This is a genomic window from Paenibacillus sp. NPDC101420 (assembly GCF_050277435.1).
Taxonomy (GTDB): domain Bacteria; phylum Bacillota; class Bacilli; order Paenibacillales; family Paenibacillaceae; genus Paenibacillus_AQ.
The window spans coordinates 933,258-948,647 of sequence record NZ_JBNNSE010000002.1; the positions used below are offsets into that span (position 1 = coordinate 933,258).

General features: G+C 45.0%; 14 protein-coding genes. 13 read left to right on the forward strand and 1 reads right to left on the reverse strand.

Going from position 1 to position 15,390, the window contains the following annotated elements; all coding sequences use genetic code 11:
• Positions 1-75: 75 nt before the first annotated feature.
• The 7 genes from ACQKMP_RS13055 to ACQKMP_RS13085 all read left to right on the forward strand — a co-directional run bounded on the left by ACQKMP_RS13055 (position 76) and on the right by ACQKMP_RS13085 (position 6,616).
• Complete coding sequence (locus ACQKMP_RS13055; RefSeq protein ID WP_042189464.1) at positions 76-687, forward strand: ribonuclease HII; 612 nt, start codon at positions 76-78, stop codon at positions 685-687.
• 72 nt (positions 688-759) lie between these two features.
• Positions 760-2,916, forward strand: a complete 2,157-nt coding sequence (locus ACQKMP_RS13060; RefSeq protein WP_427469534.1) for a DNA ligase — start codon at positions 760-762, stop codon at positions 2,914-2,916.
• Positions 2,913-3,221, forward strand: coding sequence for an EscU/YscU/HrcU family type III secretion system export apparatus switch protein (locus tag ACQKMP_RS13065; RefSeq protein WP_042128964.1), 309 nt, complete (start codon positions 2,913-2,915; stop codon positions 3,219-3,221). Before ACQKMP_RS13060 ends, ACQKMP_RS13065 begins: the two co-directional genes overlap by 4 nt.
• Positions 3,218-3,604 carry a YraN family protein gene (locus ACQKMP_RS13070; protein ID WP_042189462.1) on the forward strand — a complete coding sequence of 129 codons (387 nt, stop codon included), beginning with the start codon at positions 3,218-3,220 and terminating at the stop codon, positions 3,602-3,604. Before ACQKMP_RS13065 ends, ACQKMP_RS13070 begins: the two co-directional genes overlap by 4 nt.
• A 153-nt stretch (positions 3,605-3,757) precedes the next feature.
• Positions 3,758-4,171 (forward strand): hypothetical protein, encoded by a 414-nt coding sequence (locus tag ACQKMP_RS13075; protein ID WP_156113146.1) that lies wholly within the window; start codon positions 3,758-3,760, stop codon positions 4,169-4,171.
• A 38-nt stretch (positions 4,172-4,209) separates the two neighbouring features.
• Complete coding sequence (locus ACQKMP_RS13080) at positions 4,210-4,719, forward strand: metallophosphoesterase (protein WP_042189461.1); 510 nt, start codon at positions 4,210-4,212, stop codon at positions 4,717-4,719.
• 190 nt (positions 4,720-4,909) lie between these two features.
• Positions 4,910-6,616 carry a YifB family Mg chelatase-like AAA ATPase gene (locus ACQKMP_RS13085; protein WP_427469535.1) on the forward strand — a complete coding sequence of 569 codons (1,707 nt, stop codon included), beginning with the start codon at positions 4,910-4,912 and terminating at the stop codon, positions 6,614-6,616.
• 230 nt (positions 6,617-6,846) lie between these two features.
• On the opposite strand, the gene ACQKMP_RS13090 is transcribed toward ACQKMP_RS13085, so the two are convergent.
• Complete coding sequence (locus ACQKMP_RS13090; protein ID WP_042189459.1) at positions 6,847-7,275, reverse strand: organic hydroperoxide resistance protein; 429 nt, start codon at positions 7,273-7,275, stop codon at positions 6,847-6,849.
• 143 nt (positions 7,276-7,418) lie between these two features.
• On the opposite strand from ACQKMP_RS13090, the gene ACQKMP_RS13095 reads away from it, so the two are divergent.
• The 6 genes from ACQKMP_RS13095 to trmFO all read left to right on the forward strand — a co-directional run bounded on the left by ACQKMP_RS13095 (position 7,419) and on the right by trmFO (position 15,269).
• A complete protein-coding gene (locus tag ACQKMP_RS13095) occupies positions 7,419-7,907 on the forward strand; it encodes a MarR family winged helix-turn-helix transcriptional regulator (protein WP_269321761.1) in 489 nt (162 codons plus the stop codon).
• A 351-nt stretch (positions 7,908-8,258) separates the two neighbouring features.
• The gene (gene sucC, locus ACQKMP_RS13100) at positions 8,259-9,419 is read left to right on the forward strand and encodes an ADP-forming succinate--CoA ligase subunit beta (RefSeq protein WP_042128955.1); all 1,161 of its coding nucleotides are present in this window, start codon (positions 8,259-8,261) and stop codon (positions 9,417-9,419) included.
• A 62-nt stretch (positions 9,420-9,481) separates the two neighbouring features.
• Positions 9,482-10,411, forward strand: a complete 930-nt coding sequence (sucD, locus tag ACQKMP_RS13105; RefSeq protein ID WP_042128953.1) for a succinate--CoA ligase subunit alpha — start codon at positions 9,482-9,484, stop codon at positions 10,409-10,411.
• Between the two features lie 221 nt (positions 10,412-10,632).
• Complete coding sequence (gene dprA / locus ACQKMP_RS13110) at positions 10,633-11,751, forward strand: DNA-processing protein DprA (RefSeq protein ID WP_339796823.1); 1,119 nt, start codon at positions 10,633-10,635, stop codon at positions 11,749-11,751.
• A 36-nt stretch (positions 11,752-11,787) separates the two neighbouring features.
• The gene (gene topA / locus ACQKMP_RS13115) at positions 11,788-13,887 is read left to right on the forward strand and encodes a type I DNA topoisomerase (RefSeq protein WP_340971005.1); all 2,100 of its coding nucleotides are present in this window, start codon (positions 11,788-11,790) and stop codon (positions 13,885-13,887) included.
• Positions 13,887-15,269, forward strand: a complete 1,383-nt coding sequence (trmFO, locus tag ACQKMP_RS13120; RefSeq protein WP_427469750.1) for an FADH(2)-oxidizing methylenetetrahydrofolate--tRNA-(uracil(54)-C(5))-methyltransferase TrmFO — start codon at positions 13,887-13,889, stop codon at positions 15,267-15,269. Before topA ends, trmFO begins: the two co-directional genes overlap by 1 nt.
• Positions 15,270-15,390 lie beyond the last annotated feature (121 nt).

The following is a 15,390-nucleotide window of genomic DNA, read 5'->3' on the forward strand; positions in this document are numbered from 1 at the left end:
ACTATGATAAGCTGACTTATATAGATCATAGAATAATTCATAATTGGCGGTGACAAATTAGTGAGTTCGTTAGATATGTTGGCCTATGAAAAAGAAGGCTGGGAACAGTCTTATCGCCGAATAGCAGGCGTAGATGAAGTAGGAAGAGGTTGCTTGTTTGGGGACGTCGTCGCAGCAGCGGTGATTTTGCCAGAGGGGCTTATTATTGATGGAGTGAATGATTCCAAAAAACTTACAGCTAAAAAGAGAGATGCTTTATACGAGATTATAATGGAGCAAGCGCTGGCCGTGGGTGTGGGGTATGTAGACTCTACTGTCATTGATGAGATTAATATTAAGCAAGCTTCACGCCTGGCCATGAAAAAGGCGGTTGAGAGTCTAGAGCACACTCCTGACTATATGCTGATCGATGCTGAAAAGGTAGACCTCCCTTTGCCACAACAGGCAATTATTAAAGGAGATGCTAATAGTCAGTCCATTGCAGCAGCTTCAATTATCGCTAAAGTGACACGAGACAGGTTGTGTGAAGGTCTGTGGGAGGAATTATACCCTGATTATGGGATTGCGATACATAAAGGTTACGCGACCAAGCTTCACCGGGAACAAATTACGGCTCTAGGTCCAACACCTATGCATCGGCGCAGTTTTATTGGGCGGATTCTCGCGGAGCAGCAAACGTTATTCTAGAAGCAATGCTTAAAAAAGTAGGATGAATACCGATATAGTAAGAAGAGAGAAAATGGAGGGAGGAGAAACGGTATGAATATCGGAACATTGATCCGTGGATTGCTTGGAGATCAAAAACCGGGTGCGGCGAAGTCTTTAGAGTTAAAAGAAGGGCAAGTTGTTCGTGGTGTTGTCCTCTCTGTATCGGATTCAGGCAAAGAAGCGGTTGTGCAAATCCAAGGTACACCTGTTCGTGCAGAATTAGAAACACCACTACTGCCTGGAGAAACCTTGAATTTACAGGTTGGATCACCCGGAGAAGGCGGATTACCCGTATTGAAGCCGGTCTCCCTCGGTGAAACGGCGTTAGTCACTCCCCAAAGCATGGGTGAGGCTTTGGAGTCGCTAGGATTAGCTGATTCCAAAGCAGGTCGAGAAATCGTACTAGCGATGCAAGCAGGAGGCGTTCCACTTACAAAAGAGACAGCGGCTTTGCTGGATGCGGTAATGAGTGCAAAACCAGCTGGTGTGCCTGCTTCAGAGTGGCTTGATGCAGCTGTCATTTCTGTAAAGCGGGGACTACCCGTTACAGCTGAGAGTGTGAAAGGATTGCAGCAGGCTGTATTTGGCCCACAGCTGCATCAGCTTTTATCAGCACTGGAAGATCAAATTACAATATGGGCAGGACAAATTGCTAATGAAGAAACAATAACCGCAGAATCTAAAGCTGGAATGGGTACAATTACTGGAAAACTCGAACCTTCGGTAACTGCAGGTGCTGGAAGTGGAAATAATATGGGTGTTGTAGAGGGTGACGCTACAGAAGCTGACTCTGTACAATTGGCAGCTAAAGGAAATGGACAAGCTACAACTAAAACTGCTGAAGGCACTATCGCTAGCGGAAGTACCGCTCTTTCGGAAGGAGCAGCTGAAGGTGCTCTGAAACCGGTTGAACAAGGTGCGCCAGTCAAGGTGACTCTTAATATAGCTTCTGATAATGAAACGGGGATTGAAACTGGCAAGCCAGTTGTAGTTGATGAGACAGGTGAAGGAGCTCAGATCTCGAAGGGTGGTATTGTTACAGAACCTATGGCAGGTAAATCAACACCTGCCATGACATCCGGCGTTCTAAATAGTGCTTTAAGCACTCAAGCTGATATTGCGGTGAATAATCCTATCCGTTCCAGTGAAGTTGAGATTCAAGGTAATGCCTTGAATTTGAATAAGGATGGGGCATTGGATAGTGCTATACAGGCAGATAAGAGCCGGGCTGCCTCGATGGATAAGAGCGGGGCTATGCCGGGTGGCGCGAGTGTGAGCGCCGAAGGAACTGCTGCTGGTGCGGCACCCCACGCAGCAAGTGGTCCCGCCCTGCTTGCGAAGCTGCAGGGCGTGCTCACCGAGCTGCGCGGGAGCTTGCCGCAGCTCGCCATGCTCCCGCCTGCTGACGCGGCGGGAGCAAGCCCTGCCCCCGCGGCTGCTGCGCCGCGCGGGGAGGCCCCGGCTGCGACGGCTTCGCCGGTGCAGCCAGACACCGCCCCACCCGCGGACGCGGAGTCGTGGGTGGGGCGGGTGCTGAAGCTGCTCGGTGCGGAGCACGAGCAGCAGGCGGTGCGCGGCGTCGCAGTAGCCGCCGCTGAGACGGCCCGCGCGGCGACAGGTACGGCCGCGCTTGGCAGTGCGGGTGTCGGAGGCGAACAAGCCACCGACACCTTAAAGGGCGTGCTGCTGCAGATCATGAGCAGCAGCGAGGTGCCGCCCGCGGTAAAAGAAGCCGCGAGCGGACTAGTGCAGCAGCTGACAGGACAACAGCTGCTGCTCAATACAGATCGAACGGCTCCTTTCGCGCAAGTAACTTTGTTCTTGCCGCTGCAAGGTCCAGATGGGCAGGAGACAGCTTCCGTTCATATTCAGTCGCGTCGGGGACGCAAGGGTGAATTAGATGCTGCCAATTGCAGGCTCTGGTTTGATTTGGATATGAAGCAGCTCGGCCAGACGCTGGTTGATGTGCAGGTTGTTGATCGAATCGTTAGTCTTAAGCTGCATAATGATCATCCTTGGGTGCTTGAGCTGTTGGAACAGCGGCGTGATGACATTAAAACGGCAGTAGAATCTATTGGTTATCAGTTGTCGGGATTAAGAACTGAATCTTTACCAGAACTAAAGCTATCTACAGAACTTGCCAATCCCCATAGTAAGCTTGTTGATTATGTTCCTGATGCTTATAAAGGAGTGGATTACCGTATATGAACGAGAATGAGCCTGTACCTCCAATTTCACAAGGGCTCAAAAAAGCGGTCGCTCTCAAATATAGCCCAGGACAAAGCGAGGCACCTGTCGTTGTTGCCAAAGGACAAGGGGCGATAGCGGATCTGATTCTGCAAAAAGCTAAAGAGAGTGGGGTTGCTGTCCAAGAGGACGCAGCTCTCGTAGAAGTTCTTTCAAAGCTCGATCTAGATCAACAGATTCCATCTGAACTTTATCAGCTAGTGGCTGAAATCCTCAGCTTTGTGTATCAGAGCGACCGTTCCGCCGGTGAACGGAGACCGGAATGAAAGAGCCATACACAAGAGAACGCTACAACCGCAAACAAAAGGGAGCCGCTGCTGAAGACGGGGCTGTGCAGTACTTATCTACTTGTGGGTACAAGATCTTAGAACGAAATTGGCGTTGTCGAACCGGAGAACTTGATATTATTGCGGAGAACGAAGGCTGTATTATTATTGTTGAAGTTCGCAGTCGTAGTGGAGAGCTATATCAAGGGACTCCGGAGGAATCTGTGAATACACGAAAAATACATCAAGTGCGAAATACAGCACAGGTTTATTTGCATATGAAAGGTTATGATGATCGAAGAGTAACTTTTGACGTCATTAGCATTTTACTGAATGAAGATTTAAGCATTGCTTCTTTGGGGCATATACGTGAGGCTTTTTAAGCTGCACCCCATATTCTCACGCCATTCATTATGGGCACTAGCATTCTTATGAAAAAAGTCTTTACATAGCCTCCGCACAGTGGGTCATTTCTCAAAAGAAATGGGTAAACATTAGAGTAACTTTTTAATGTCATCATGAGGAGGGCTGTTTAAGTGAAGAATAAACCTTTTGAAATGCAGGTTAGTTTTGCTTGCCAATATTGCCAGCAGAAGATTGAAGTGAAATTTACCGCAGAGCCAGTATCCGTTGTCTGTTGTGCAAATTGCAATAAGAACTTCACGGTTATGCGGCCCACTATAGCTGAGGAAATATTAATCGATTGGAAAAATGAGGCGCTATTTCAAAAAATCCGTGCTGATAAATCACAAAACAGCAATAGCAGTCTCTTAGCGCTTGTTATAAAAGTCATAGAGCTTCTTACATGGCGTGATAAAGGAAATGGACAGGTGGAAGCGATTAAAGAGATGCGTGGCTGGCTCATTGAGAATGAAGAGACTCCCCCTCTAGCTGAACTGATCCAGAGCGATAATAAAAAACGACCACATAAGCGGCGTGACTGGAGATAATCATACAAACTATGATCAAAAAAGAAAGAAGGGTGAACATGGCTAACGTTTTTTTTACATCCGACCATCATTTTGGACATAAGTTGATTATTGATTTTGAATCCAGACCCTTTATAGATGTGGGGCAAATGAATGAAGCCATGATTGAGAGTTGGAATTCGGTCGTAAATCCGGATGATAAAGTGTTTCATTTGGGAGACTTTTCGTTTCTTAATAAGGAAGCGACACGTGCTATTGTGGAGAGGTTACATGGCTATAAGATTCTAATTCTCGGCAATCATGATCGGGGACGCGGTCGGGATTGGTGGCTTGAAGCAGGCTTTGACGAGGTTAGTGAATATCCGCTGATTTATAAGGATTTCTTTTTTCTCTCTCATGAGCCTATGTATATGAATAAACATATGCCTTACGTAAATGTGCATGGTCATATTCACGGCCAAAAATATGAAGGGAACAATTATTTTAACATTTGTGTAGAGCATTGGAACTATAAACCGTTGACTTTTGAACAGATTAGGGACTCTGTCATAGTTAGCGAAGAAGGTTAATGTGGGTCTATGTGATTATTTATGCGTATTTATGCAATCTGATGTTTATTAATAATTCTTGATTACGCAAAGATTTCCTATATATAATGAGATATAATAGCAAATTTATTACCGGAAAATAAGGAAGCACCTTTTTTCTTGAAGATGTGACACCCAAACAGGGGTGTATTTCAGGAGATGAGGTGTTTTTATGTATGGAAAAATGCATAGTGCATGTCTGTATGGAATTGAAGGGGTAATGATAGGTGTAGAAATTGATCTTGCGAATGGATTGCCACAGACGAATATCATTGGTCTGCCTGATTCTGCGATTCGTGAGGCAGTAGAACGAGTAAGAGCCGCTATTAAGAACTGTGGTTATCGTTATCCCCAGCAGCGCATTACGATAAATCTAGCACCAGCCGACTTACGCAAAGAAGGCTCTGCCTTTGACCTTGCGATTGCCCTGGGGATACTGATAACTAGTGGTCAACTGATAATGCCCTCAGCCAATGAGGTGCTTTTTATTGGAGAGCTTGCGCTTGATGGTAGTCTGCGTCCAGTATCAGGTGTTCTACCAATGGTGGAAGCTGCGCGCAAAAATGGATTTAAGGCTGTAATGCTTCCTGAAGGGAATGCTGCTGAGGCAGCTTTGATCAGTGGTATAAATATATACGCAATCGACCATTTGTGCACATTACCGAACCCGGAAGAATCACCGTCCAATTCAGCTAAGGGTATAAAAGGGGAAGACGAACAGAATCGAAGGAATGGGGGAGTTTCCGAAGATATGCCTTCTTTATCATCTCTTCCTTTTCCTGTAACTGTGACCAAGGGGATAGATACTAATGACCGACCTCCGGTTCTTGTCCTTTCTTTGGAACATCTTAAATATACCCCAGTTTACGGTACTTCTGAGGACTCCTCATATGCAATGAACGAGATGCTGGATGATTACAGTGATGTGCTAGGGCAACAACATGTAAAAAGAGCCCTAACCATTGCGGCAGCGGGTATGCATAATACATTGCTCATCGGTCCACCCGGTACAGGGAAGACGATGCTGATTAAACGCCTTCCAAGCATCCTTCCGAAATTGTCTGAGAGTGAGGCACTAGAGGTAACCAAAATATTTAGCGCAGCAGGAACTTTAAAAGATGCCCACAACGGCTTACTGCGTAGTCGTCCTTTTCGCTCTCCGCATCATACCATATCGGCCGCAGGTCTTATTGGGGGTGGAGGCATTCCAAAGCCGGGAGAAGTTAGTCTTGCGCATCGAGGGATTCTCTTTTTAGATGAGTTGCCCGAATTCTCTCGGAATGTACTTGAAGTGCTACGCCAGCCGCTCGAAGACGGGGTTGTTACCATAAGTCGTGCTCGAGCTTCTTTTACCTATCCTGCAAAATTCATGCTGGCCGCATCGATGAATCCCTGTAGCTGCGGTTATTTTGGGAGTAATCTTTCTCAACAACATTGTACATGCAGCCCCGCCAGGATTGCTCAATATCGCGCAAAGATATCAGGACCCTTATTGGATCGTATTGATTTACAGGTGGATGTTCCTCGCCCGAAGGAATGGGATCGTCAAGGGCATGTTCTATCTTCGGCTGAGATGTATGCAGAGGTGATGGCGGCACAGACGATACAAGCTAAACGGTTTAAGCGTTTGCCTATTTCTTGGAATAGTGAACTTTCCGGCGCTTCCCTTCGGAGATATGCAAGTCTTAGCCGTGAAGGTGCCCAATTGCTGTATGACATTCTGGAGAATTTAGGTTTAAGCATGCGAGCGCATGATCGAATTATTAAGCTATCCCGTACAATAGCTGATCTGGAAGGCGCACCGGATATTACTTCCGCGCATCTTGCGGAGGCTGTGCAGTACCGTAATTTAGACCGGCAGGCGATGACAGAAGAATAAGCTAAATAGAGCAGCGATTCCCGTTATTGGCGAATTGCTGCTCTGTTTTTGGATTATTGATTTCATTCCGCTAAAATTGTTAACATCTCTGGAACCTTATGGACCCGAAAGACATGATATGGTCATTTTTAGCTTTTGGAGCGTGCTTTCGGACTTCAGAGACACTAATTGAATTTAAAATCATCTGTGTCCGTTAGGGCTTCGTTTGAGAAAAATTTTTCTGTATTTCCTTACAGTACATTCAATTCTACAGCGATATTGCCGCGGGTTGCGCGGGAGTATGGACAAGCGCCATGAGCAGCCTCTACTAAAGAGGTTGCGGTTTCTCTGTCAACGCCTTTAACTAGCACATCAAGCTTAACCGCTATACCAAAACCTCCATCTTCAACTTTACCAAAGCTGACTGTGGCTGTTACTTCGCTACCTTCAATTTTCACTTTTCCGAGTCGGGCAACCATATTCAGTGCACTATCGAAACAAGCGGAATAACCAGCTGCAAATAATTGCTCAGGATTTGTACCTTCGCCACCGGCACCTCCCATTTCGCGTGGTGTGCTGATTGTAAGATTGAGCTTAGGGCTTTCTGATTCGATAAAACCGTTTCTTCCTCCTACGGCTTTAACAGTGGTTTCATACATTTTTTGCTGGATCGTCATCATTGTGTATCTCTCCAATTCCTAATTAGTTTGTGTACAATCTAATTTATCACAATTAACTATAATGTCAAATTAATTTTTTGCTATTAACATGATGTTATGAGTGAATTATGATAAAATAAGGGTATAAGGCAGGTGAATAAGATATGAAAATGAATGAAGAAGATATGCAAAAGATGACGACTACACCTGAGCTGCTGATTGAGAATCAACTCTGTTTTACGATTTATGCTTGCTCTCGTGAGATCACAAAGCTGTATCAACCTTATTTGGATAAGATCGGTTTAACATACTCGCAATATCTAGTAATGCTTGTGTTATGGGAACGGCAGCAATGCACGGTTAAAGAAATTGGTGAGGCGCTATTTTTGGATTCGGGTACGCTGACACCTCTTTTAAAACGTCTACAAGCTGCAGGGTTGATCGTGCGTGAACGTTCGACACAAGATGAGCGAAAAGTTCTGATTTCACTAACGGAACAGGGCTGGGCACTTCAAAGCAATGCGGCTTGTATTCCTGGAAAAATGATGGAAGAAACGACTATGTCCGGCGATGAAACTGTAGAGCTGCTTGAGCAGTTCAAAAGCTTGTTAAATCGTGTTCATGAAGCGAACACTCAAGATAGTAAAAAGTAAGTATAATCAGGAGTCTATGCGATCGTTCGCATTCCGGCATGAAATCAAGCGAAAAAATGTGTACAAATCATGAATATATTTAAGGAAAGCGTTTTAAAAACATGTTACACTATTCTGGGTTCCTTTATATGGCATATAGGTAAGTATAAGCTTAGTCTTATAGATTTACTCAATGTCTCTCACAGAAATAAGGCCATTCTTTTACGAGTGGTAGAGCAGTTTCTGTTGGTTCCGGAATAGTGCTGCATGTTTAGCATCAGCCTATCCCTAACCCCGCGGCAATCAAAACGGAAGGCGAGATGACAACAGGCTGCCTGTTAAGTCACCACGCTACTTTAGGAGGCTACCGCTATGAATATCCACGAGTATCAGGGAAAAGAAGTGCTTAAGAAGTACGGTGTGGCCGTACCGAATGGAAAAGTAGCTTATACAGTGGAGGAAGCGGTAGAAGCCGCAGAGTCACTGAGTACACCGGTTGTTGTAGTTAAAGCTCAGATTCATGCAGGTGGACGAGGTAAAGCTGGAGGTGTAAAGGTTGCTAAGAATATCGATGAAGTGCGTACTTACGCAACCGAAATTCTCGGTAAGACTTTAGTTACTCACCAGACTGGTCCGGAGGGTAAGGTAGTAAAACGGCTGCTCATTGAAGAGGGCTGTCAAATTGTTAAAGAGTATTACATCGGTATCGTTGTTGATAGAGGAACTGGCCGAGTGGTTATGATGGCATCTGAAGAAGGTGGCACAGAGATTGAAGAGGTTGCAGCTACACATCCGGAGAAGATTTTCAAAGAAATCATTGATCCGGCAGTAGGTTTGCAGACTTTCCAAGCTCGTAAATTAGCTTACAGCATCTCTATTCCTAATGAACTGGTAGGCAAGACTGTTAAATTCATGCAAGCGCTATATCTAGCTTTTGTGGATAAAGATTGCTCTATTGCCGAAATTAACCCATTGGTAGTTACTGCGGATGGGAATGTGATGGCTCTAGATGCTAAATTGAATTTTGACCCCAATGCCTTGTTCCGCCACAAAGATATTCAAGAGCTTCGGGATCTAGATGAAGAAGATTTGAAAGAAATCGAAGCCTCTAAGTATGACCTGAGCTATATTGCACTTGATGGCAATATTGGTTGTATGGTGAACGGTGCAGGCCTAGCGATGGCAACAATGGATATAATTAAATATTACGGAGGCGAACCCGCCAACTTCCTTGATGTAGGGGGCGGTGCAACTACCGAGAAAGTTACAGAAGCCTTTAAAATCATTCTATCGGATGAAAAGGTAAATGGAATTTTCGTTAATATTTTCGGCGGTATTATGCGCTGTGACGTTATTGCTAACGGTGTTGTGGAAGCGGCAAGTCAATTGGGATTGACTAAACCGCTTGTTGTTCGTCTTGAAGGAACAAATGTTGGATTGGGTAAGCAAATCTTGGCAGGATCGGGACTTAACATTGTAGCTGCTGATTCTATGGCGGACGGTGCCCGTAAGATTGTATCTCTTGTGCAATAATGGCTCGGAAGTTGAAGCCAGTTATCGTATTTGACAATATAAGTAGGGATGTGACTTAAGGCATGAGCATTCTTGTAGATAAAAATACGAAAGTTATCACGCAAGGTATTACGGGAGCAACGGGCTTGTTCCATACTAAGGGTGCGCTTGATTATGGAACTCAGATGGTTGGAGGGGTAACGCCGGGTAAAGGTGGAACGACAGTTAATATCACCCTTGAAAATGGCAGTGAAGTTAGTCTTCCGGTATTTGATACAGTCGCAGCTGCTAAGGCAGCTACTGGTGCAACTGCTAGTGTGATTTATGTACCGCCAGCATTCGCAGCAGACTCCATCATGGAGGCTGTAGATGCAGAGCTGGATTTGGTTATCTGTATTACCGAAGGTATTCCAGTGCTTGATATGGTAAAAGTCTCACGTTATATGGAAGGTCGTTCTACAGTGTTGATCGGTCCAAACTGTCCGGGTGTTATCACTCCTGGAGAGTGTAAGATTGGAATCATGCCTGGCTATATTCATATGCCTGGTTATGTAGGAGTGGTCTCGCGTAGCGGAACGCTAACCTATGAGGCGGTTCATCAGCTGACCACGCGTGGAATTGGGCAATCTTCGGCTGTAGGTATTGGCGGAGACCCGGTTAAAGGCTCTGAGTTTATTGATATTTTGAAGCTGTTTAATGAAGATCCGGGTACGAAGGCAGTTATTATGATCGGAGAGATCGGTGGAACTGCAGAGGAAGAAGCAGCAGAGTGGATTCGTGAACACATGACCAAGCCAGTTGTAGGCTTCATTGGAGGAGCAACTGCACCTCCAGGCAAGCGTATGGGGCATGCTGGTGCTATCATTTCTGGAGGGAAAGGTACAGCAAGCGAAAAAATTGCCGTACTGGAAGCTTGCGGAATCAAGGTAGCCCCTACACCTGCTGAAATGGGTTCAACACTCGTAAGTGTGCTTGAAGAGCGCGGTATTCTCAATGCTTTTACATCGCACTAATTAGTGTAGTTAAGACAGAGAAATCACTCCACGTAGTGAGGTTATTTCGTGTATAATTAATTAAAGAGGTAAGCAACCTTTTGTTCCTATTTAGGGATGAAAGGTTGCTTTTTTTATTTTAAATAGAAATTTATTGAATTTAAAGAAATACTTGCGTTTTCATGATGTGTAACACAAAATAGGGAAGGCTAGGCCTTCCATGTTAAGGGGCGAAAAATGATATGGAAGAACGGGAACTACTATTCGGCTTTAATGAAGTGGAAGGCATTGGCTGGAAAACTATCGACAAAATTCGCAGAGCTGGGCTTTTGTCAGAAAAAGCATTTTCTTGTAGCTCAGAAGACTGGGAAAAGGTTGGATTGAGCGAGAAAGTGTCGATTCAACTTGCTTCAATATATACGTTGGAGTGGATAGCAAACCGCCGCTTACTAATGGAAGAAAGTGCTGTGAACATGGTTACGATTTTTGATGCAGACTATCCCCATTTATTGAAGGAGACGGCTCAGCCACCATGGATTCTTTATTATCGTGGGCGTTTGGATCTGTTATCGACACCTAGTGTAGCGATGGTCGGTACTCGTGTGCCAACAGCTTATGGACGAAAGGTAGGGGAGATTCTCACAAAAGAGCTTAGTGAAGCAGGTCTAACAGTGGTTAGCGGATTAGCTAGGGGGATTGATAGCGTCTGTCATGAAGCTGCGCTAAGAAGCGGTGGGGGCACAATAGCGGTAGTGGCTACAGGACTTGATCGGGTCTACCCGCCTGAGAATAAGGAGCTCGAACGATTGATTTCCCGTGATGGGTTAGTGCTAACAGAGTATCCCCTTGGAACCAAAAGTCATCCTGGGTTATTTCCGCAGCGCAATCGAATTATTGCAGGCCTCACATACGGGACAGTGGTCGTAGAGGCGGATAGTAGAAGTGGATCACTCATTACTGCAGATGCTGCCTTGGAGGCAGGACGGGATGTTTTTGCTGTCCCTGGACCTATTACATCTCCCAAAAGTAGAGGTGCTCTTGATTTGATTAAACAGGGGGCAAAGCTGGTAACCGGTGCACTAGATATTTTAGAAGAATACACTTCTTTTCTCCCGACAAACCTCTCAAAAACGGGTGAAAGCGGTCCCTCTAAACAGGTGGCTGACGATTTGTTAATTGAAAAGAAATTGACAAATGAGGAGTTACACCTATACCATATACTGCATCAAGGCCCCTTTATTTTGGACGATCTGCTTGTGAGGACAGGATGGGATTTTGGACATTTGCATTCAGTTCTGTTATCTTTAATCATAAAAAAAGCGGTAGCACAATTACCAGGAGCTATTTATAAGGTAATTTAATATAGAGGTACGAGTGTTAACGAGGAGGAAGAGTCTATGGCAGATGCATTGGTTATTGTCGAATCGCCCGCGAAAGCGAAGACAATTGGCAAATATCTAGGTAGTAAGTATATTGTAAAGGCATCTATGGGACACATCAGAGATCTACCGAAGAGTCAAATTGGTGTTGAGGTCGAGAATGATTTCAATCCCAAATATATTACGATTCGTGGTAAAGGTTCTATATTGAAGGAATTAAAAGACGCTAGTAAAAAAGTGAAAAAAGTCTATCTCGCAGCTGACCCCGATCGCGAAGGAGAAGCAATTGCTTGGCACTTGGCACATGCCCTGGATTTAGATAATACACAGGAATGTCGAGTTGTATTTAATGAGATCACCAAACAAGCGGTGAAGGATGCTTTTAAGACGCCACGCAAGATTAACATGGATCTTGTGAATGCACAGCAGGCAAGACGTATACTGGATCGGCTAGTAGGTTACAAGATTAGCCCTCTATTATGGAAGAAAGTCAAAAAAGGGTTATCTGCTGGACGTGTTCAATCTGTAGCTGTAAAGATCATAATGGATCGTGAGAATGAAATCTCCGCTTTTGTACCTACTGAATATTGGAGTATTACAGCTAAACTTGGGATTCGAGATTCTGTCTTTGAAGCTAAGTTTCATAAGCTGAATGGTGTGAAGAAGGAACTTAATCAGGAAAGCGATGTTCAAGAGGTCCTTGAGGCAATCAAGAACGCAGCTTTTAAGGTAAGTAATGTGAAGGAGAAGGAAAGACAACGGCATCCTTCGGCTCCTTTTACAACAAGTTCCCTTCAACAGGAAGCAGCTCGTAAGCTTGGATTCCGTGCAGCTAAGACAATGTCTGTTGCCCAGCAATTATACGAAGGTGTGGAACTAGGCAAAGAGGGAACCGTAGGTTTGATCACCTATATGCGTACGGACTCGACACGATTATCTGTCACTGCACAGGATGAAGCTAAAGAGCTGATTACTGCTAAGTATGGTGAAAAGTTCTTACCTGATGCCCCTCGTCAGTATTCAAAGAAAGCGGCTGGAGCGCAAGAAGCGCATGAAGCGATCCGACCAACTTCAGCACTTCGTGAACCGGAAATGGTCAAAGAGTTCTTAAGCCGGGATCAATTCCGTCTTTACAAACTGGTGTGGGAGCGGTTCGTATCCAGTCAAATGGCGTCGGCTCTTCTTGATACACTCTCGGTTGATATAGAAGCAGGTACAGCCACATTCAGAGCGGTGGGTTCGAAGGTTTCATTCCCAGGGTTCATGAAGGTTTACGTGGAAGGTAACGATGATGGAACTACAGATGAAGATAAGTATTTACCGCCTCTTGAAGCGGGAGATGCTTTAAATAAGCAAGAGATCGAGCCGAAGCAGCATTTTACACAGCCACCACCGCGATATACAGAAGCAAGGCTTGTAAAGACACTTGAGGAATTAGGGATAGGACGCCCAAGTACGTATGCACCAACGCTTGAAACGATTCAGAAACGTGGTTATGTAGCGATTGAAGAGAAGAAATTTATGCCTACAGAGCTTGGAGAACTTGTCATCGAGCAGATGGAACAATTTTTCCCGGAAATATTGAACGTAGAGTTTACGGCTAATATGGAAGGCGATCTTGACCATGTGGAAGAAGGCTCAGAAGATTGGGTGAAGGTTCTTGCTGAATTTTACGAGTCTTTCGAGAAACGCTTAGTGTTTGCCGAAGAAGAAATGAAAGAAATCGAGATTGAAGATGAAGTCTCTGATGAGATCTGCGAGAAATGTGGTAAACCACTTGTATATAAATTAGGACGCTTTGGGAAGTTCCTAGCATGTTCTGGCTTTCCAGATTGCCGAAATACGAAGCCGATTATCAAAGATATTGGTGTAACTTGCCCTAAATGTAATGAAGGAAAAGTTGTAGAGCGTCGTAGCAAAAAAGGGCGTGTCTTCTATGGATGCGATCAATATCCAGGGTGTGATTTCGTCTCTTGGGATAGACCATCCACTAAACCATGTCCATCTTGCGGGGCTTGGATGATTGAGAAACGCAATAAGCAAGGCACCAAACTGCAATGTACGTCTTGTGACCATACAGAGGCAGTTTTAGACAACGAAGAAGAGTTAGCAGAATAATAGTCTCTACAGGAGGAAATAAGACAGTGACAGATACAGCAAAGGTAACAGTAATTGGAGCAGGTCTCGCAGGTAGTGAAGCGGCCTGGCAAATAGCCTCTCAAGGCGTACCGGTAAGATTGTATGAAATGAGACCAGTGGTGAAGACGCCAGCACACCACACCAATCAATTCGCAGAACTAGTATGCAGCAACTCCTTGCGTGCAAATGGTTTAGGCAATGCGGTGGGTGTATTAAAGGAAGAAATGCGACGTTTAAACTCTCTTGTATTAGGTGCGGCTGATCGCCACGCTGTACCTGCTGGCGGTGCACTTGCCGTGGATCGGGATGGTTTCTCGGGAGAAATTACGAGTACATTGCATAATCATCCGCTCGTGGAAGTCATAAATGAAGAACTTACGCATATACCGGAGGAAGGGATTGTTGTTATTGCAACGGGTCCACTAACTTCCCCTGCATTATCTGCTGAAATTAAGGGTCTATTAGGTGAAGAGTATTTCTATTTTTATGATGCTGCAGCACCGATTGTTGAGAAGGACAGTATTGATATGAATAAAGTGTATCTGGCTTCCCGTTATGACAAAGGGGAAGCAGCATATTTGAACTGTCCTATGACTGAAGAGGAGTTTGACGTGTTTTATGACGCGTTGATTTCTGCAGAGACGGCGGCACTCAAGGATTTTGAGAAAGAGATATACTTTGAGGGCTGTATGCCTATCGAAATCATGATGAAGCGCGGTAAGCAAACTGCATTGTTTGGTCCGATGAAGCCTGTTGGGCTTATCAATCCGCACACAGGTAAGCTACCTTACGCGGTAGTGCAGCTTCGTCAGGATAACGCTGCTGGAACGCTTTACAATCTGGTGGGTTTTCAAACGCACTTGAAATGGGGCGAACAGAAGCGGGTATTTTCGCTGATTCCAGGTCTTGAGAACGCTGAATACGTTCGGTATGGGGTAATGCACAGAAATACCTTTATTAATTCTCCTAAACTCTTGCATCCTACTTATCAAATGAAGGGTAAAGAAAGGCTGTACTTTGCTGGACAGATGACTGGCGTGGAAGGTTATGTGGAATCAGCAGCTTCAGGTCTGATTGCCGGCATTAACGCTGCTAGAGCCGCACTCGGTCAAGAAGGACTGATCTTCCCACAAGACACGGTGCTTGGTAGTATGCCTGCTTATATCACTTCCGCTGATCCGGAGCATTTTCAGCCTATGAATGCCAATTTTGGTCTTCTGCCGAAGGTGGAGAAGAAAATCCGTAATAAGAAAGAAAAGAATGAGATGTTAGCGCATCGTGCACTAGATAGTCTTGCCGAGTACGCCAATCGTACGGGCCTTGCTTATATAGAGCCGGAGGCTATCGACAACCAAGAATAAGCGCCTTGGGCGTCCTTATAAGGATGATAAGCGTTAGCGTTTAAGTGAGAAATATAAGGATAATGTATAACGTGAAACGTATACTTCTTATTTTTGAACAAAGCCCATCTTAAGGAGGTAA